Source organism: Leptothoe sp. ISB3NOV94-8A (assembly GCF_043421595.1).
GTDB lineage: Bacteria > Cyanobacteriota > Cyanobacteriia > Phormidesmidales > Phormidesmidaceae > Leptothoe > Leptothoe turfae.
In genome coordinates this window covers 240,682-261,224 of record NZ_JAXSQW010000004.1, presented here as the reverse complement: position 1 = coordinate 261,224, position 20,543 = coordinate 240,682, and the positions used below count along the sequence as shown (strand labels likewise).

The 20,543-nt window shown below is 42.9% G+C and carries 8 protein-coding genes and 1 pseudogene; 1 reads left to right on the top strand and 8 read right to left on the bottom strand.

All coding sequences use genetic code 11. From position 1 onward, the window contains the following. The first annotated feature begins 61 nt into the window (after positions 1 to 61). The gene (locus SPB21_RS34600; protein WP_163671136.1) at positions 62 to 274 is read left to right on the top strand and encodes a hypothetical protein; all 213 of its coding nucleotides are present in this window, start codon (positions 62 to 64) and stop codon (positions 272 to 274) included. A gap of 427 nt (positions 275 to 701) precedes the next feature. Here the strand turns inward: SPB21_RS34600 and SPB21_RS34595 are convergent, their stop codons facing one another. The 8 genes and pseudogenes from SPB21_RS34595 to SPB21_RS34560 form a co-directional block, all read right to left on the bottom strand. After that, complete coding sequence (locus SPB21_RS34595) at positions 702 to 1,682, bottom strand: tyrosine-type recombinase/integrase (RefSeq protein WP_499869586.1); 981 nt, start codon at positions 1,680 to 1,682, stop codon at positions 702 to 704. A gap of 214 nt (positions 1,683 to 1,896) precedes the next feature. After that, positions 1,897 to 2,127: pseudogene (locus SPB21_RS34590) on the bottom strand (ISKra4 family transposase); the annotation flags it as partial. A gap of 113 nt (positions 2,128 to 2,240) precedes the next feature. Further along, positions 2,241 to 3,011, bottom strand: coding sequence for a thioesterase II family protein (locus tag SPB21_RS34585; protein ID WP_163659751.1), 771 nt, complete (start codon positions 3,009 to 3,011; stop codon positions 2,241 to 2,243). A 124-nt stretch (positions 3,012 to 3,135) separates the two neighbouring features. Beyond that, positions 3,136 to 7,773 (bottom strand): amino acid adenylation domain-containing protein, encoded by a 4,638-nt coding sequence (locus tag SPB21_RS34580; RefSeq protein WP_499869584.1) that lies wholly within the window; start codon positions 7,771 to 7,773, stop codon positions 3,136 to 3,138. Between the two features lie 200 nt (positions 7,774 to 7,973). Next, a complete protein-coding gene (locus SPB21_RS34575; protein WP_499869582.1) occupies positions 7,974 to 9,629 on the bottom strand; it encodes an NAD(P)/FAD-dependent oxidoreductase in 1,656 nt (551 codons plus the stop codon). Between the two features lie 42 nt (positions 9,630 to 9,671). Beyond that, on the bottom strand, positions 9,672 to 11,057 hold the full coding sequence (locus SPB21_RS34570) for a cytochrome P450 (protein WP_163697775.1): 1,386 nt from the start codon (positions 11,055 to 11,057) through the stop codon (positions 9,672 to 9,674). A 141-nt stretch (positions 11,058 to 11,198) separates the two neighbouring features. Then, complete coding sequence (locus SPB21_RS34565; protein WP_499869580.1) at positions 11,199 to 17,063, bottom strand: SDR family NAD(P)-dependent oxidoreductase; 5,865 nt, start codon at positions 17,061 to 17,063, stop codon at positions 11,199 to 11,201. 54 nt (positions 17,064 to 17,117) lie between these two features. Further along, positions 17,118 to 20,534: a non-ribosomal peptide synthetase gene (locus SPB21_RS34560; RefSeq protein ID WP_499869579.1), complete on the bottom strand. Its 3,417-nt coding sequence runs from the start codon at positions 20,532 to 20,534 to the stop codon at positions 17,118 to 17,120. Positions 20,535 to 20,543 lie beyond the last annotated feature (9 nt).

Below are 20,543 nucleotides of genomic sequence, written 5' to 3'. Positions count from 1 at the left end.
ACAGATTGCTGCAGGAGGATAGAAACTCAGAGGATGGTTATATACTTGTGTGCAGTCGGTTATGACAAGCAATTCAATGAGTGAAGAGCTACAAGCGACATTAGAGCGTATTGCTGAGCAGCAAGAGGCAAATACGGCTGCGATCGCAACTCTAATCGAACGTCAGGCCCAGAATGAAGCAACCATTGCGCGGCTGCTACAAATGACGGAACGCCTAACACCTCAAGTAATTGAAAATACCGAGCGTCTAAATAACCTTAGCCCCAGTGTGTAGATCTACAACTCAGACTAGTCGCTGAAGGAAAGCTGCGCTGAGGTGTAATTAGTAACTGAACAACGCGCACTATAGAAACGCTATAGTTTGTTTCAATACCTTGCTCATCAACGGTTTCGGATTCTATCTGTAGTGATGTTGATATCTAAAATCAGATAATTTGAATCCTGCAGCTATTTAATCGAAGCTGCAATATGAGGCAATTAGCGATCTGAATCAGTTAGGTACACCGAATCCATCCGTCAATCTCTCCGGTTATTTGAACAACTCCATACTCTGAAATACCCTATTCTCGATCAAGGCCTAGAGTGCCAAAAGTCTATGTCCGATAAATATCCATATCTCTAGCATTCCGCCCAGAATCCTTGCCATGTGGGAGTTTCACGTTGTAGACATGTCCACAACGTGAGTTTGAAAAATCAACAGATCATGACTCTTTTGGTGTGCCATAGAGATCTTCAAAGGCCTCTTCCATTTTGATATCCAAAGCCCGGTCACTATACCTGGCAAAGATCTTGTCAGAGCGAATGCGAACCGCTCGCTTAGCCAACAAGGGATTCATGCCAGCAGCGACGAGAGAGGTGGCAAAGGTATGTCTCATGCGGTGTGGATGGATGTCCTCTAACTCGCTGGCTTGCGCCAAATCCTTGACCAGCTCATAGATACCGCTATAGCCCAGACGTTGCCCCCGACTGTTGTTCGACAAACTGATAAACAGGGAAGCCTCCTGACTAACGGCAAACCCATTACGTACCAACCACCCCAGATAGCTATCCAAGGCGGCAACCGCATCCGGCTTCAAGGGGACTAGGCCATCGCTGCCCCACTTGGCTTCACGGACCCTCAAACGCTGTCCGTCGTAATCGCTGATATCCAGACCGCACACTTCCCTGGCCCGTAATCCATGGCTGAGCACCTGGAGAATTGCCCGGTCGCGCACTTCAGAATCACCCCGGTAGGCCAGGGCCTCAAACAGCTGACTGACCTGGGTTTCCGCTAAATCCCGAGGGGGCTTAGCCGGTTCTTTGAGAAACTCAATGGTGAGGGTGGGATTGCGGGTGATATAGTCCTTGACGGTGAGCCATTTGAAGAAACTCTTCAGTGTGGCCAGGGCCTGATTGATGGTGGTTGGAGCCAGCGCTCCCCCCCGTTTGCTGGGCCGGTTCTTCAGGTATTGCTTGTAGCGGTCAATGTCGCGGTGGGTAATGTCGTGCCAGGGTTTATTCTGGGTCCAGGTATAGAAGAGCCGGAGCTGCCGTTCATAGGCTTTGAGGGTACTGGCGGATAGCTCACGCGATCTCAAAAACTCCACCACCCGCTGCCAGCCCAAATCCTCGGTCACCCGCACCGGTGCCTGTGTTACCTGCCCAAACTCAATAAAGGTGGGCTCAGGAATATCACGAGCCATTGGCAACTCCCATTATTTGAAACAACCCGCAGAGCGAAACACCCCATCTAGCGTGGGCATCTCCCTGTGATAGAAATTCTACCCAAACTAACCCCCTTTATATTGGTTACACTAAAAATACGACTAAAAATAATCTGCTGAATGTGAGCTATCATGAAGCTTGAAACTAGAGCGTTTTGTCGATTCCTCGATTTTTGATGGCAGATGGCACGACGCTTTGGTAGACTTTTGTCTCTTTACCTTTGCTGGTCCAGTGCTGGCCTGCGTAGTCGAGGGGGCTACCATCGCTATCGTATTGTTCAAGTGCCTTTTCTGTCGCCAGTTGACCCGCTATATTCAACACCTCTTGAATCTCATCCTCACTGGTTAACATCGAACTGCTAAAGGGGATGGTTACCTGTATCGTGACACTATTAGCATCGCTACTGACAATAGATGCTGGCATGCTGCGCGCTCCGACGACAATGGCATTACCTTAGTCTATCGTTACTGAAAATTACATCCTGGCGAGGTCATACCCCTTGTCTAGCTCCCTGAAACACCGATTGAGCCTCTCATTTATATGCAAGACATTTGGTCAGTAATGCTGTTTAAGCTTTGAGTTAGAAACTGTAACAGAAGTGATTGCGCAGTATGAATGAAAAAGTGATCGCCTGGAATCATTTGCATGGAAAAAGCTGCACTGGTTTGCTTTTTCCATGCTTCCAGCATCTCACAGCTCATAACTGGATCTTGCAAACCACCAAAAGCTGTTATTGGACACTTTAACGGAAATTCTGGCTGATAAGTGTAGGTTGTAAAAACCGCAAAATCTGATCTGAGAGCTGGTAAGAGTAATTGCATTAACTCTTTATTAACAAGTGCTGCTTCTGGTGTTCCATGTAGACGACGCAAGTTCTCTATAAATTCAGCATCCGGTAATGTATGAATAGGAGGAACTGAGAAGGGCAATTGAGGGGCGCAGTGACCAGAAACAAACAAATGCGTCGGAGTGTAAGCACCGATTTTGCGAAGGCAACGGGTTAGTTCAAAGCAAACCAGCGCGCCCAGACTATGCCCAAGAAAGACAAAGGGTTTATCAAGATAGGGAAGCAGAGACTGTACAAGCTCTTTAACTAGAAGGGACATTTGAGTAAAGGGAGACTCCTTTATCCTCATCCCTCTTCCAGGTAGTTCAATGGGGCAGACTTCTATCGTGGTAGGCAACTGCTCTGACCAGTTACGAAAGCTCAAAGCGCTACCGCCAGCGTAGGGAAAGCAAAATAGTCGTAAACTAGCCAAAGTATTAGGGTTGGGACAAGTTACCCAGGAATTTTTAGGAACGAGCATTATGGTTGTCTATCTCATCAACTATGCATAATTAAAAACACTAGACTACTGAAGGTTAACAAAGTCTGTAAGTCTTTATCTCGTCAAACATTTTGAATCTTTTACTGTAGATTCTTCGCTCTCCTTAATGGCTACCTAATGTAGTAGCAGGAGTCACATTCTCAATTTTTTCCGAGATGCCAGCCACAGTAGGTGACTCATAAATGATGACTAAGGGTAACTCCAGCTCAAACGCTTTGCGCATCTGAGCAATAATTCGTGTGGCAAGCAAAGAGTCTCCACCTAACTCAAAGAAATTATCATAAATCCCTATCTTGTCTACTTGGAGAATTTCTTGCCAAATAGCAACAATGAGTTTCTCATTCTTGGTTCGGGGTGATACATAATCTGTTCTTAACTGTGGACGCCGCCCTCTACCTTGAATGTTAGGTAGGGCAGAACGGTCTAATTTACCATTAGGAGTTAAAGGAAACTTATCCAGTAATATAAACGCAGAAGGGAGCATGTAATTGGGCAACTTTTCTTGTAGGAAGTTGCGCAACTCAACAGACTTAAACCGCCTTACTGAAGATGGACCTCTAGACATTAGAACATCAAGTCCTATAAAATCAGCCACACAACCAGGTTGATTCAAAACTACACTTTCTTCAAATTCGTTAGCGGCGAATAACGTCTGCCACTGTTCTCTAGACAAAAGAGCATGCTTTGTACGTAATTTCTCATCCTCGAATACATCAAACCCTTGCTGAAGTCCCAAATGTAGATCAAATGACCGGTGAAACTTAGTTTCTTCTATTAATAGAAGCAATCCATTGGGAGCCAGCAGAGAACGAACATGCTGCAACGTTTTCTCTAAATCACGGGTAGTATGTAGAACACTTGCTGCGATAACGACATCAAAACTATTAGATTCATACCCCTGAATATGGGGATCTTTCTCCAAGTCTAACAGGCCGTAGCTAATGAAGGGGTAATCAGCAAAACTTTCTTTGGCTCTCTGGAGAAAAAAGTTAGAGATGTCTGTGAAAACGTAGGTGGTTTGATCTGGAGGCAGAAGCGGCAGTAAATGTAACGTACAGGAACCGTAACCTGCACCAACTTCTAATATACGTAGTTGCTTTTGCGGTCCTAGATTTTGCACCAAAACTTTAGCTAGTTCGCTAGCTATGGCATGACAGTAGGCAAATCTTTTCTGATAGCCATCCACGGCAAGTTTTTCATTAGCATATAATTCTCCAGAGTGTATTTTTTCGGTGAGAATGTTTGGTAAAATCTCAGCTGCACTGATATCGAGGAAATCAACCCATACTTTTGTAAACTCATTGCTTTGAGATAGTTCTGACTGAACTTCTGGTGATAACTCTTCAGAAACAAGTGTTGGTAAGCCAATGATACTTTCGTAGACCTCACCTTGTTGTTGTATCCATCCTTCCGCAATCAATACATTCAAAGCTCTAAGTACCCATCTACGGTAGCGGGGCGCAATCTGACACTTGGATATCAAATCATCTAAACTATATTTCTCTCCAGCTGAATTATAAGCGCCTAGCTTTCTTAGTGCCCTGCATACTGAGATGGCATATAAATGGTCTTGATACTTCCATAGATGCGAAAATATTTTCGCATCTACATGCCAAAGATCATGCTGAGCTTTTTGGAGACCTGCTTGTACTAAAGATTCCCATAATTTATGAGAATCTGAGGGATTTTTGCTTTCTACTTCAAAGAGATTAGGTCTTTTATCTGATTCTGGAACTACATAGGCTACTAATTGTTTATCCTCTCTCGATTCTCCAACTGCCGCGACTAACGCTTCTTTAACAGCCGTATGTTGTTGTAAATTTGTCTCAATCTCTCCCAATTCAATCCGGTGACCTTTGATTTTGACTTGAAAATCTTCACGCCCAAGAAATTCAATATTCCCATCCGGTAGATATCGACCCAAGTCACCTGTTTTATATAAGCGTTCCTTGGTTTGAGGATGAATTATAAAACTGGCATTGGTCTTTTCCTCATTTTGCCAATATCCCTTAGCCAGACCAATGCCGCCAATGTAAAGTTGTCCAGGAACCCACAGAGGGCATAACTCGAGGGCGTCATTAAATACATACATGCTCTGGTTAGCCATTGGGCGACCGTAAGGGATACTTTTCCACGTTGGGTCAACCTGTTCAATCGGGTAGAGAATTGACCAAATAGATGCCTCAGTCGCACCTCCTAAACTAACCAGTTGTATATCTTCACAAATGTCTTTAATCTGTTTTGGTAAGTTCAAGGGCAGCCAGTCTCCACTCAACATTACTAGCCGCAAAGATTTAGATAATAATTCGGGACAATCTGCTGCATACTCCATTAGCATCTGCATTAAAGCCGGTACCGAGTTCCAGATGCTTACCTGCTGTTGCGCCATTAGTTTTATCCAGTGAGCTGGATCTTTTGTCGCATCAGCATCGGGGATGACAATTGTTCCTCCAGCAGCTAAGGTGCCGAAGATGTCATATACCGAAAGGTCGAAACTTAAAGATGAAAGAGCAAATACATGGTCTTGAGATGTTACATTAAAACGCTGGTTAATATCCAAAATAGTATTGACAGCACCTCTGTGGTCAATCATTACCCCTTTGGGTTTCCCAGTGGAGCCAGAGGTATAGATGACATAAGCTAAATCAGACGATTTCTGTATGGGTTCTAAAGGACCTATGGAACTAGGATGTCTTGTTGTGTAATCTATACAGAGACGTTTGATGTTGTCTGGCCATTCTAAGGAAGCATCTAGCTTTGGTTGAGTGATGACCCATTGAACGTTTGCTTCCCGTAACAGATGTTGCCTCCGCTCAGTTGGAAGTGCGGGATCGATCGGCACATATGCGGCACCAGAAGCGTGGATACCCAAGACAGCGACGACTTGCTCCCAGCCTTTTTCCATGACAACTGCTATGAGCTGATTGGATCGAGTGCCTAGCTGTCGTAGGTGATGGCCTAACTGATTGGTGCGATCTCTTAGTTCCTGGTAGGTTAAAGTACGATCAGAGGTAATCACAGCTGCTTTTTGTCGATGCAAAGCTACTTGGTTAAAAAATAAGGTATGGAGCAGAGTATCTTCTGGAATGGCTATCTCAGTAGCATTAATATCTGTTAGTTGTTTAAGCTGCGTTGGGGGCAACAGCTGCCGTTTGGGTTCTTGCCAAAGGTCATCCTCGTCTGCTAAGCGACTAAGGAATTCACAATAGGCCGCAAACATATCATCCAAAAAATTAGGAGGAAAGAGATTCTTGATGGCATCCCAATTAACAATAAGTGCACCGTCGTCTTCAACCGCCTGGTGATCTAGATAAACCTGAGGCGTTTGACTCAGACTGTAGACAATTTCTCCCATTTCCTCGTTACTAGGCGATGGGGGAAGATCTGTTGTTTGAGTTAAGCTCCCCATAAATGCTTCGGTATCAATACTATCATTGCCTAAAGTGCTGGTATACACTACCGGCATAAGTGCTGCTGAAGGCCGTTTTTGCAACTTGGCTATTTCTCTCAGCACTTCTAAACCACTGACATAACGATGATCGATATCGTTCCAAAGTTGCTTTTGAATCCGTTGAGCTCGGACTTCAAAGGAACTCTGGGCAGAGTTATCTACAGCTAGCAATGCTAACGATGTGAAGTCACCTACGATTTTATTAACTTGAGGATGTAGTGGAAACCGCTTGAATAGGGTTACATTGATTGTAAAGCGTGGATCTTTACTCCAAGCGGTAAGAATTTCGGCAAATGCTGCCAATACGACGACGGAAGGAGTTAAATTCGCTTTATAGCCCCTTCGTTTGAGGCGGTTCCAAGTGTCAGGTTCAAAACGTTTACTATAGTGTACAAATCGGGGGCGGTCAATTGTAGCTAAACTTTTAGCAAGCGGTAGTTGCGGAGCTGCAGGTAAGGTATGGAGTCGGTCTCGCCAATATGCTAGTGAGCGGTGATAGAGCGTAGATTTTCGTAGAGAAATTTCTGCTAAGACATAGTCTCGGAATGATAACTCTAGAGGAGTGAGAGAACTTTCTGGATGATGAATTAGCTGAATGAAGTCTCGCTTTAGAATATCGAAGCTCCAGGCATCAGAAATCATCAGATCAATACTGGAATATAGACGGGTCTTCGATTTACTTAATTTGACAGCGCGAAATTCGAAGAGCGGATATTGATCAATGGGCAGTACTTGATGCGACATGCGGTCACGAATTCGCATCAAATGCGAATTCCTGGTATCTGGGTCACTCTCACTTAAGTCTAAAACTTCTATCTTATAAGCAGGAACCTCTTCTATAATCTGTTGCCTTCCGTCTGGCAAGACAATTGCTCGCATCATTTCATGATGATTAATGATGCGATTTAGTATATTTTCAAATCTCTTCAAATCTAAGTTGATAATATCTACTTCGGCATAAGCATGGGTAGAGATATTACTTAACTCAAATGCATCGTTACGACCGAGCCAGTAAGCCTGCTGAACATCATTGAGAGGAAAAGGCTGATATCGAGAGCTTTCATTGGGAACAATCGTAGGTAGTGATTGAGAGCCAGAACTTATGCTTTCAACAGCACTAAACTTATCCATAAAGGCTAGGACTTCTACTTTCCGCTCAGCTAGCTGAGTACGAAGAGTCGATGTCAAGGTTCCTTTGGGAGCATTACAGTGCAAGTAATCACCCTTACGCTGGAGCCGTATACCTAGATCCTTTAGGTAAGAAACGAATTCCTCTGTAGATTGTTTCACGACTCTATTTCCTTACGATTAACAAAATATCAAATCCTTGGAAGAAACTTTTAGCGCTTGACTGGCCAAATGCTAAAATCCCGGCATTATGTTTTGCCAAATTATCAAAATGAAGCATACTGAGCTAGAGGTTAAGAAAATGCCACTAAACTGGAATTTCTTTTAGAAAATACATGATTTAATCCTCTAATTAGACCATTTTATGCATAGTTAAGCCGAAATTTGAAGAAATCACTAATCGTAAAGTCAAATGGCCTATTGCTTTTAGCTAAAAATATCTGTGACCAGAATGCGAAAGCTAAGAGACTAAGGTTAAAGCGTTGGGATTTGAGCAGGTCAAAATAATTCTGTGAGGTGTCTCCTATTCCCATCGCCCTAAATAACCAACTGGCTGAATTCAGCGTAGATATGATATTAAGTGCTGCTTCATTTGGAGAAATCAAGCCTTTTTCCACCTTTTCCATTTCGGCAATAGCTTTTGAAACATAACCATTTCCCCATGGACTGATTTGTGTATCTAGATCTTCTAAATACTTGATATCAGTAAGCTGCGATAATGATCGTGGCTTATAACCCTTTGTAAAAAGATCAATCTGTGAAAAGCCAAGTTTCCAAACAGGCATTAAATGTTGCATAAGCCAAACACGAAGCCATGCATTCATCAGATTGAAGTCTCTAAATGAAATATATGTACAGTGAGCGATCATGTCATTATAGTTGAAAATTTTCTCCTGCAAACTTGCTAAGGAAAGAAAGTTCTGTGAGGAAAAGTCTTTTTCGGAAACTGCTTGTAAAATTAGTGCAGCAAGTGGATTGATCGTCAAGAAAGTTTGCGATAGTCCAACTGAAAATATCGGGTCAACAAACCCTGATGAATGTGGAAGGATATAAAACCTTTCTCCTACACAAATTCTAGACGAATATTGGATGCGATCAGTAGAGGTCCATCTTTGGACAGTTTGAGCCGACTCAAATTGAGATGCGATAGATGGGAATCGCATTATAAACTGTTGAAATTCTTGCTCTGGAGCAAGACCGTTTTTAGGCAAATAGCGACTATTAAAGTTAACGCCTACACTACACACTGGATTAGTCGACTGCTCATGATTGTCAAATGGAATGACCCACATCCAACCTTCTTTGAATATATGATGCGTTGTTCCTCTTTTCCAAGGGATGTCACTTTTTTTTCCATTAGATTCCCGAATTGCTTCATCAGTACCCTTAACATTAATCATATGGGTAAATAGGCTTCTCGAATGGGTTTTGAAGCGTGTAGGATACTCTCTGAGGTTAAATTTTCGAGCGAGTATGGAATTGTATCCACTAGCATCAACTAAATAGTCTGCAGTAAATGATTCGCCATTCTTGGCTATAATTCTGACACTATGTTGACTAATCTCTAAATCAACTACATTTATATTTTCTAATAGCTTTGCTCCATAGCTGACAGAAGCTTTCACTAAATAGTGGTCAACTTCCTGCCGGAATAAGTGACTGCTGTCGCCTGTTCCCCACTGTATTCTTTCATGGGAGGACTGTTCTTCTCCTTCATGATGGTATAGAAAACCGAATATTCGCTTATGTCCACAGGCAGAGGTGGAAAGATGTTCCTTAATATTTTGAAATGAACTTAAGTGTTCAAATTCAGGAATAGAATAGTTACGACTGAGTAATTTAAGAAGAAGTTCTGTGTGAGTTGTTAGTGATTCCCCAATTGCATATCTAGGATGGCTTTTTTTATCGACCATCAAAACATTTAAATTATGTTTTGCCAATATCGTGGCTAATGTAGCCCCCCCTACTCCAGAACCCAGGATAATGACATCAAACTGATTTTTATGCGCATTATTCATTGCTATTCTTCCTGCTTTATTAAGCGAATTATGGGCTGCTAATCAGGCTACAAACTGTGGTGATCTTTGTCTTTGAGGTTGCCGTAGATTGGTTATCTTCACCTGAATCCCATTAGCAGGCGTCAAAAAAGTTCCTGCGACATGGTACCGCTCTGGCCGTCGATTAATAAGTGTCCATTCATAGTGAGAAACTAGCGTGGCTAACACCAGCTTTATTTCATATTCAGCTAATGGTTGAGCGATACACCCACGCTCGCCACCGCCAAATGGTAGAAATTCATAGTAGGAGAATTTTCTTTCTAAAAATCGCTCTGGCCTAAACTTTTTGGGTTCTGGATATAGGTCCTCACGCTGATGAACTAGATAGATGCAGCAGTCTAGGATTGTATTTGGATTTAATTGATAACCCATTAGTTCGACAGGAGTTTGAACTAACCTTGGTGATGTAAATGGAATAATTGGTGAAATTCGCATTGTTTCATTGCACACAGCTGTGAGATAAGGCAACTTAGCAACTACAACTGGATCTGGATCCTCACCCAAACCATCTAGTTCTTGTCGTAATTTTTCAAGTATATTGGGATGCGTATGCAACCAGTACATAGCCCAGGCAATAGCGATGGCAGTCGGTTCTTGCCCGGCAGAAAAGAGAAAGCGCAAATCATCACACAACTCATCATCTGTCATCGATTCACCTGTCTCATCTCGAGCTGAAACCAGCAAACTCAGAATGTCAGTTCGAGTGGAGTCATTTTGCTGACGACACTTTCTAATTTCATCGTATATTAACTCATCAAGCTGTTGCTTTAAGTATAGGAATTGCCCCCATGGACTCCATCGCCCTAAATCTTTTCTCAGACTAGGGAAAGTTATCAAGAATGGAACTAAAGGATTTTTAGAGTATCCTTTATAAGCTAGATAGCGCTGTCTTAGCCGTTGACGCAATCCTGGTTGATGCAAACCAAGAACAGTCTCTAGAATGACTTGAAGCGAAATTTCTTGTAGCGCTAAATAAATTGAAAAGCCTTGATTTGGAGGATGTCTGCTGATGATTTTTCGAGTGATCTCACAGATGGATTGACCATAGGTATACAATCGTTTGCCGTGAAATGGAGGCAATAAAAGTTTGCGTCGGTGTTGATGGCGTACATCATTAACCACGAACAATGAATTGTCTCCTACAAATGGAGCCATGGCTTGATGTAGTTCACCCGGTGACGTAATCTCTTTAGGTCGCGTAAAAATCTGCTGAATTGCCTTTGGGTGAGTGACCACTACGACAGCTCTAGACTCTGCAATCGATAAACTGCCTGATAGTGTAAAGATATCTCCATGACGTTTAGCTGTTTTGTCTAGAAATCCAATTGGATCAATGATATATTTCATCATCTGTAGCCAATGGGGGGTTTTAGAGCCTGCTAGTTCCATGTGTCAAAATAGATTTCAAAATTACCGAGTACCTAAAAAGATGAAAAACCTACGTATTCAATTGTTGAGTCTTTGCTAGACCAATGCTTAACTACATAATCTTGACTTCAGAGTATGTATAAGATAAGACTTCAATCGATTTTATAAATCAATCTCTTCTCGATCGTCTGCTGCTTGATCTGTAGTTTCAGATTGCAGTTGCTTAGCCGTCTGAATGTTATTAATATGGTTTGCCATGCCAGCAACTGTAGGGGATTCAAATAGACTGCTCGATGGTAAATCTACTTGAAATGTTTCACGAATTTGAGCCATCACCTGAATTGAGATTAAAGAGTCTCCGCCCAACTCAAAGTAGTTATCATGAATACCTACCAGGTCAATGCCAATAATTGTTTGCCATATATCTGCGAGCATCTTTTCCGTCGCATGTCTGGGAGGGACATAAGCATTTTCTAGTTCAGGTCTTGCATGATGTGATTGATCATTATTTCCTTTGATGAGATTTGCTTCTTCTCGTAGCGACTCCCATCTTGTCCAATAATCAACTCTAGGTTGTAGCTCCCTCGTTGAGACAATAATCTGATTAAGTTGACTCCAGGCTAAAACATGCTGGAAAATCTTTATGTCTTCTTCAGGAAGAATCGTCTGCTCTGAACTTGTTTCAACCAATGGTATAGCTTTACTTTCTGGTAAAACAGGTTTTCGCCCATCCCAATTGACACTGAGCCAAGGCGTAGGGAACGCTTGATTATGCTGATGTGCAAAGGCATCCATAAAAAGATTAGCCGCAGCGTAGGCCGCATGGCCAAGTCCACCGAAAAGTGAGGCTAATGAAGAAATTAGCAGACAAAAATCAAGGGATTTAGAGCCCAGGAGCTCTTGTAATATAAATAGCCCATCTATCTTGCCTTGAAACTGTAGCTTACAGTCTGCCGGAGTAATATCTTGAATCGGCTTAAAGAGCTGGGCTGCACCTAATACAACAGCATGAATCACCCCATTAAGTGCGCCAAACTTCTGCTCCGTTTGACTTAAAGCAGCCTGCATTTGTTCGAAATTAGAAATATCTGCCTGCAGGATTAGAATTTCTGCTCCTAAAGACTCAAATTCCTGTATTTTTCGAATCTGGCAGCTAATCTTATCAGATTCCTCATGGGAAGAGAGCCATGCTGACCACTGTTCTCTATTGGGAAATGACGAACGCCCTGTCAAAATTAATTTTGCCTGAACCGTACGGGCCAGGTATTCTGCCAGTATTAGTCCTAGGCTGCCAAGCCCACCAACAATTAGGTAAACGCCTGATTGTTTTAGCGGTAATTCTTCAGTAGGTCGTGCTTTTAAGGTTATCGGTTCAACCGTCTGAACCCATCGTTGCAGACCTCGATAAGCAACTATTAGCTCAGCTGGAGGTGCAAGGATTTCAGCACAGAGCTGATGAATTAACTTTTTTGATTGCCAGTTACTAGTCGTAGTAAGACTAATGTCAATGCTACGACAACGGATGTAATTATATTCCTGGGGGATGACTTTTAGTAAGCCAAGTATTGTTGTTTTTTCTGGATAATATATCGATTCCTCTTCTGTGACAGACTGCATATTATTGGACAGGACTGTCAATTGCAATTCCTGGCTCCAATTTTGTTTGCCAAGGGTTTGAACCAGGAAAAGCAAACTATAAAATCCCTGGGATTGAATCTGATCAAATTGATCAGGACTCGAATGGGGTTGACTTAGGGATGTAATTGTCCAACCATGGACAATATGATTAGGGACAATTCCTTTCTCCTGTAGCGATTCAAAAAGTTGGGAATAATCGCTTTTTTGCTCTGGATTAAGTGTGTAGCTATGCCGAACTGAACCATCCGATAAAGCTTTTTGTTGATGACCAAATATCTCTGAAATCTGAACCGTAATGACAGTTTGTTTCTGTTGTTGTAATTGCTCAGCAATAGACATGCCTACAGCTTCGTTAATGAAGACTAACCAACAATCAGAATGATCAGTGTACGACGTTGATTGTAGTGAAAATGGCGGTAAGGAACGCTTCCATTGAGGTAGATAGAACCAGTCAGCCACATCAGGCTTTTGTTCTAGGTTTTGCTTAGGTGACTGACTACCAAGCTGATTGTTGTCTGTAGCAAGGGCCGATGGGAGGGATGGTGCTGTTGTTTTAGTTGCTTTTGCCAGAATAATACTGTGACCAAATGCACTATCCTTAGGGAAAACGGCCACATCAGTAAAGGCGTTATTTTTGAGTGCTTGCTGCCATTCCTGACTGGATAGAAATGGATTGCCCAATGTGCGATCGCTTTTCTGATCTTTAAAGGGCTTCATTAACAGCCCCCAAGTTACCTCAAAGTTCAGTTGTGGTTGAGTGATCTCCCACAGTAAAAGGAATCCACCTGGAGCTACCAAAGAACGCACATTTCCCAGCGTCTCACCAATATTTTGAGTAGCATGCAGGACGTTAGCGGCAATCACGATATCGAACTCATGCAATGGAAACCCTTGAGTCTTGGGAGACTGTTCAATATCAAGCAATTGATACTGAATAAACGGATAATCAGCAAATTTTTGTTGTGCCTGTGTCAAGAACGCACCCCCAATATCGGTGAAAGTATATTGAGTCCGCTCATGGGGCAGCACTGGTAGCAATACTGATGTGGCAATACCCGTTCCTGCCCCAATTTCTAAAATCTTTAGGGTCGTGTCTGATGGTAGGGCCTGCGTCAATTTCTCCAAAATTGATCGCATAATATTCCTGTAGTAATCTTCCCAGGGAGACTTCTGTGTAGCTTTTACATCTTGATTGTGATAGATCAAACGATTAAATAGTTCTAGCGGTTCCTGATCACCTACCAAGATGTGGACTAAATTTTCACCAAAGAGCTGCACAAAATCCACCATCTGTGGTGTCTCTATCCAGCATTCTTGAGCTGTCTTAAGCAGTGTTTCAATAGCTCCATCAGTAGAATTGTTATCGTCTGGCGAGGAAGGTGACTGCTTAAAGGAACTTCCCTCTTGCTGTAACTGTCCTACTCTTACTAAAGCCTTTAACCAACTTTTAACTAGCTGATGGTAGCGAGGCAGAATCTGACAATGTTTGCATAGATCCTCTAAATTATGCTCAGTTTCTAAACGATCAAACGTGCCTAGCTGCCTCAAGGTTGAATTGATGTAGGCAAGACATAAGCGGTCAATCCATACTATATTTTTGGAGTATGTTGCCTCATCCAGGGCAGCTCCTCCAATTTTTGCCTGTTGTTCTCCTGCTTTTAGAAGCGATTGCCACAGGGACTGCGTCGATAAGTCAGGGTTTGATGGAGAACTGGAGGTATCTGTTGCCCCCAACCAATACCGTTGACGCTCAAAGGGATAGGTTGGTAAAGGCAAACGGTGACGATGTTCATGGGCATAAAAACCATGCCAGTCTATTTGAATACCAGCCAACCACAATCGGCCCACTGCATTTAATATAAAACCGATATCAGATTGGGTTTCCTTGGGATGGTGTAATGATGTCAGAACAACTTGCTCAGAGCGTTTAGCTGAATGCTGTTTCAGCAGAGTACTTAAGGTTCGCCCAGGGCCAACTTCAAGGAAAACATGGGCAGATTCTTGCAATATTACGTCTAAACCATCACTAAACCGGACAGTTTGTCTCAAGTGAGAGGCCCAATAATTAGGATCAGTAGCTGCTTCGTCCGTTATCCAATCGCCTGTAACATTTGAAATATAAGAGATTGTAGGTGATTGAAGCTTAAACTTCTGAACCTGTTCCTTAAAGCTATCCAAGATAGGATCCATCATCGGCGAGTGGAATCCATGGGACGTGTGCAGGGGACGACAATTCACGCCTTGAGATGTTAACTGAGCCTGTAAAGCTGAGATGGCTTCTGTTTTACCTGATACCACGCACGTCGACGGCCCATTAACAACGGCCAATGCTAAGTCTTCTCCCAGGAGGGGTATAACATCATTCTCGGGAAGTGGAATAGCTAGCATCTGTCCAGGGGGAAGTTCCTGCATTAACTGCCCTCGCTTTGCCACAATGGCCAGAGCGGCTTCCAACGAAAATACCCCTGCTAGCGTTGCTGCAACGTATTCACCTATGCTATGACCAATCATGGCCGCTGGCCGGATTCCCCAAGCCATCCAAAGCTTTGCAAGTGCATATTCAATAACAAACAGTGCTGGTTGAGCGATTGCTGTTTGGGTTATTTTTTGAGCTGCTGTCTCCGCATGTTCCAGATCGGGGTAAAGGATATGGCGCAGGTCAAGCCCCAGAAGAGGATAAAGATATGTGGCACAGGTATCCACATGTTCTTGGAAGATGGACTCTTGTTGATAGAGTTCACGGGCCATATTGATATATTGAGCCCCTTGTCCCGAGAACATAAAAATTATGGGCCGCTTATGAGGCGTTTGATGCTGCGTCAAGTCATACTCAGGATCTAGCGATTCAAACTGTTTCTGAGCCTGATCTAGGTGCTGACAAATTAAGATTCTGCGGTGCTCGAATGCTTGACGACCAATGCTCAGGGTGTAGGCAACATCCGCTAAGTTCACATCAGGATGCTGGCTCAAATAATTCGCTAGATTAGCTGTTGATTTATCCAGTGCAGATTGCGTTTTAGCAGATATTACCATCAACTGCCAGGGACGAGAAGAACCTGACGGTTGTCGTGATGGTGCTTCTTCAAGAACAATATGTGCATTGGTACCACCAACGCCCAAGGAACTCACGCCAGCTCTTCGGGGTGTCCCATTAGCATGCCACTCTGAGAGGGTGTGGTTGACATAAAATGGGCTATTAGCAAAGTCAATCTTAGGGTTGGGCTGCTCAAAGTTTAAACTGGGCGGAATAGTCTGATTTTCAAGGGCTAATGCTACCTTAATCAGACCAGGCATACCTGCTGCAACCCCTAAATGCCCAACATTACTCTTAACCGAGCCAATGGCACAAAATCCTTTTTGATCCGTGCTTACTCGAAAGACATCTGTGAGAGCAGCAACCTCAATGGGATCCCCCAAGACTGTTCCAGTTCCATGGGCCTCTATGTACGTCACAGTTTTAGGATCAATTTCGGCGATCGCTAATGCATCAGCTATCACAACGGCTTGACCATCAACACTTGGGGCTGAGTATCCTACTTTACTAGCACCATCATTGTTAATAGCTGAGCCTCTGATCACCGCGTGGATATGATCACCGTCCTCTAGGGCATCAGAAAAACGCTTGAGAAGTACAACACCTGCCCCACTGCCGGGAACAGTACCCTGTGCTTTGGCATCAAAAGCCCGACAGTGCCCGTCAGGGGAAAGAATCCCCCCTTCTTGATAAAAGTAGCCTGTTTTCTGGGGTCCCCTCAGATTTATTGCCCCCGCTAACGCCATATCACACTCGCCATTGAGGAGACTTTGCCCTGCCATATGAATAGCCACCAGAGCACTCGAACACGCCGTTTGAACCATCATGCTGGGGCCTTTGAGATTGAGATGGTAAGAAACTAGCGTTGACATATAATTCAGGTCATTACCAAATGAAGCCTCTACCCCACTCATGGTTGGCTGCAACAAACCCTCTTGACCTGTGAATTTCAAATAGTGACTTATATTGCTACCAGCGTATACACCAACACTACCGTCATAATGCTGAGTAGTATAACCCCCATGTTCAAGCGCTTCCCAAGCGCATTCTAAAAATATGCGATGCTCTGGGCTGGTTAATTCAGCTTGCCTGGCATTTAAGTTAAAAAATGAAGCATCAAACCATTCAACATCTTCGAGACAAGGATCTGCCTTCACGTAATTTGGCTCATTCACCCAAGCCTGGTTCTTGCCTAAATGATTATGTTCTTGGTCTGAGAAAAAATAAATCGACTCTATCCCATCAGATAGATTTTGCCAAAACTGCTTAGGACTATCAGCTCCTGGAAAACGACAGGACATGCCAATGATGGCAATAGTTTCTAAGGCCTCTCTATCTGCACTAGTTCCAACCATAATTTGTCTCGCTTCATTTCATGTACTCAGTCTTCTTTAAGCAGTAGGGGGGACTTACAGAGCCCGTCGCCGTCGTTTCTTAAGCTTTTCTTTGCGACTCTCGGCACGACTTAGCTGTTTATAATTTGACCGAAAATTGCTAGTGTTCTCACTAAAATACTTATTCAAATCATTAATCGTTGGATGCCTAAATATTTCAGTAATGGGAATATCTTTTTTGAAAACCTCCTTGATTTTATTATGGATTTGAACAATTTGGATTGAATTTCCTCCGAGATCAAAGAAATTATCATAAATACCAACCTTTTCTATTTGTAGAACCTGCTTCAGAATGTCGGCTAAAGTATGCTCTGTCTCAGTAGTCGGTGAAACACTCTTTGCTTTTGATGTGGGTACAATATCTGCCGCCGGGAGTGCTTTTCGATCAATCTTTCCATTCGGAGTTAATGGAAACTTATCTAAAAGACAAAATGCTGGAGGAACCATATATTCTGGCAGTTTTTTACGTAAAAATTCCTGTACTGAATCAACAAACAATCTGCGCTGATTTTCTAATGGCGTGTTCTCTTCTTGGCAAATGATATAGGCAATTAATTGCTTGCTCTTTTCATCGACATCTTTAGCTAAAACAAGCGCTGTTTCAATCGCTGGATGTGAACTGAGTACAGATTCAATTTCACCGAGTTCAATTCGATGACCATTAATTTTGACTTGAAAATCTTCTCGCCCAAGAAATTCAATAGTGCCGTCAGGCAAACAGCGCCCTAAATCACCTGTTTTATACAATTTTTCCTGAGTTTGAGGATGGGTGATAAAGCTTGCTTTTGTTTTATTGTCATCCTGCCAATATCCTTTTGCTATGCCAATGCCACCAATGTAAAGTTGTCCTGTAACCCAAGTTGGGCAAGCTTCTAGCGTTTCATTTAGGACATAAATTTTTTGATTGGCCATGGGACGACCATAGGGAATGCTCTTCCAGTTTGGATCAACTTGATCGATAGGGTAAAAAATAGACCAAATTGAAGCTTCTGTTGCTCCACCTAAGCTGACTAGCTTGATATTCTGACATAGTGACCGAATCTGGTCTGGTAAAGACAGAGGAATCCAATCACCACTCATTAGAGCCAATCGCAAAGATTGTGGAAACAGTGATGTAAACCCGACTGAATATTCTACTAACATTTGCATCAAGGCTGGAACTGAATTCCAAACGGTCACTTGCTGTTGGACCATCAATTCTGTCCAATGAGCTGGATTCTTTATCTCATCAGGATCAGGAATAACAATGGTTCCACCAGCGGCTAGCGTTCCAAAGATGTCAAATACGGATAAGTCAAAACTTAGGGATGAAAGTGCAAATATACGATCAGAAGAGGTGATCTTAAAGCGTTGATTAATATCGAGGATGGTATTAACAGCACCCTGATGATCAATCATGACGCCTTTGGGTAAGCCAGTGGAGCCAGAGGTGTAAATAACATATGCCAGGTCGGATGTGCTTTGTACACACTGCACTTTGCTGGCAACTTGAGGCAAGCTATCGTCTATGGAGAGACGTTTGACCGTTTCAGGCCAGTTTAGAGTATTATCGAGTCGCGATTGAGTTAATACCCATTGAACTTTGGTTTCCTTTAAAAGATAATGCTGGCGCTCAGTTGGCAGCTTGGGATCAATTGGCACGTATGCTGCACCAGATGCCAGGATACCCAAAGCTGCAACCACCTGTTCCCAGCCCTTCTCCATAACAATGGCAACCAGTTGGTTGGGCTGAACACCTTGTTGATATAAGTATTGAGCGATGTAAGCAGCTCGCTCACTTACCTCTTGATATGTAAGTATACGTTGGGATGTGGCGATAGCAGTATGATTTGGAAACGTTTCAGCTTTTTCAAAAAACAATGTATGTAATAAAACATTTTTCGAAAAAGAAACATTAGTTGCATTGATAATAGCCTGCTGTTGAGCAGATTTGGAAAGATTACGAATAGGGACTTTCCAAAGATCCTCAGAAACAGCCAATTGTTGAAGAAATAGATTATAAGAAGAGAACATTTCATCTAGTAGTGCCGGAGGAAAAACCTCTTCAACGGCATCCCAGATATAGAATAATCCTTCGTCAAGTTCGGCAATTTGATGATCTAAATAAACCTGAGCAGTTTGGGTTATATTGTAAACGTGCTCCCCTAACCAACCCATTGTCAACGCTTTTGCTTTGGTTGCATCATTTGTTACCCGTTCACTAATTAGCGCACTAGTGAAAACAACTGGCATGAAAGCCTTTGACGAATTTTTCTGCATGTGGGCCAGTTCCCGTAAGACGTAGACGCCTCCTACGTCTTTATGGTCCAGATCTTGCCAAAGCTGTTTTTGAATGCGCCTTGCCCGGTTTGTAAAAGAATCTTGTCCAGAATTATCGATGGCTAATAGTGTCAATGACGTGAAGTCACCTACGATCTGATTGACTTGAGGATGTAGTGGCAGACGATTAAACAGGGTTAAGTTAATCGTAAATTTGGGATTTTTACTCCAAACTGTCAGAACTTCAGCAAAGGCAGATAGCAATAATCCCGAAGGGGTCAGGCCAATGCTTTTAGCCCGCTGCTTGAGGTGATTCCAAGCATCATTGTCTAAATGACCACTGCGGCGTGCAAATTGGGGATGTTTAATTTGGGCAGGTTGTTTAGCTATCGGTAGCTCAGGGGAGGGTGGTAAAGTAAGAAGACGATCCTGCCAATATGTTAGCGAGCGACTATAGGATTCTGAACTTTTCAGGGAAATTTTCTTTAGTACATAGTCTCGAAATGAGAGTTCTAAGGGGGGTAAAGGATATTCTGGCGTTTGCATCAGTTGGGCTAACTCGCGACTAACAATTGTCCAACTTCGCCCATCGCCAATCAAGATTTCGAAGCTAAGATAGAGCCTTATCCGATTGCCGTCCAGGCGAGCAGCCTGAACTTCAAACAGGGGATACTGATCTACAGATAATACTTGATGAGATAATTGTTCCCGAAGGTTTAGTAATTGAGTCTCAACTTGCTCAGGACTATGGGTCCTCAAATCTAAAACTTTTATTTTATAAGGGGGGACTCGTTCTAAAATTTGCTGCTGTCCATTGGGAAGAATAATAGTGCGTAGCATCCCATGCCGCTCAACTATTTTCTGCCAGGCATTTTCGAAGCGATTTAAATCTAAATCAATAGTATCTACTTCCAGATATCCATGGGTGGATACGTTCCCCAATTCAAAGGCACTATTACGTCCAATCCAGTAAGCTTGTTGAACATCTGTCAAAGGAAACGGTTGATAACGCTGACTAGGATCAACTGTAATTTGAGAAAGCTCATCAGTCGTTAACTTGTTTTCATCACCAGACAGATTCTTGCCCCGCAACCGTCTTTCAAGCAGGGCTAGTTTAGTCGGCGAAAGATCCGATTTTTGTTTAAGAATTTGTTCTTTACTAGTATTATGCATCGTTAATAC

What these genes read in the sequence shown, in the direction of transcription:
- SPB21_RS34600 (WP_163671136.1), top strand. Translation starts at nt 62, where the DNA reads ATGACAAGCAATTCAATGAGTGAAGAGCTACAAGCGACATTAGAGCGT.
- SPB21_RS34595 (WP_499869586.1), bottom strand. Translation starts at nt 1,682, where the DNA reads ATGGCTCGTGATATTCCTGAGCCCACCTTTATTGAGTTTGGGCAGGTA.
- SPB21_RS34585 (WP_163659751.1), bottom strand. Translation starts at nt 3,011, where the DNA reads ATGCTCGTTCCTAAAAATTCCTGGGTAACTTGTCCCAACCCTAATACT.
- SPB21_RS34575 (WP_499869582.1), bottom strand. Translation starts at nt 9,629, where the DNA reads ATGAATAATGCGCATAAAAATCAGTTTGATGTCATTATCCTGGGTTCT.
- SPB21_RS34570 (WP_163697775.1), bottom strand. Translation starts at nt 11,057, where the DNA reads ATGGAACTAGCAGGCTCTAAAACCCCCCATTGGCTACAGATGATGAAA.
- SPB21_RS34565 (WP_499869580.1), bottom strand. Translation starts at nt 17,063, where the DNA reads ATGGTTGGAACTAGTGCAGATAGAGAGGCCTTAGAAACTATTGCCATC.
- SPB21_RS34560 (WP_499869579.1), bottom strand. Translation starts at nt 20,534, where the DNA reads ATGCATAATACTAGTAAAGAACAAATTCTTAAACAAAAATCGGATCTT.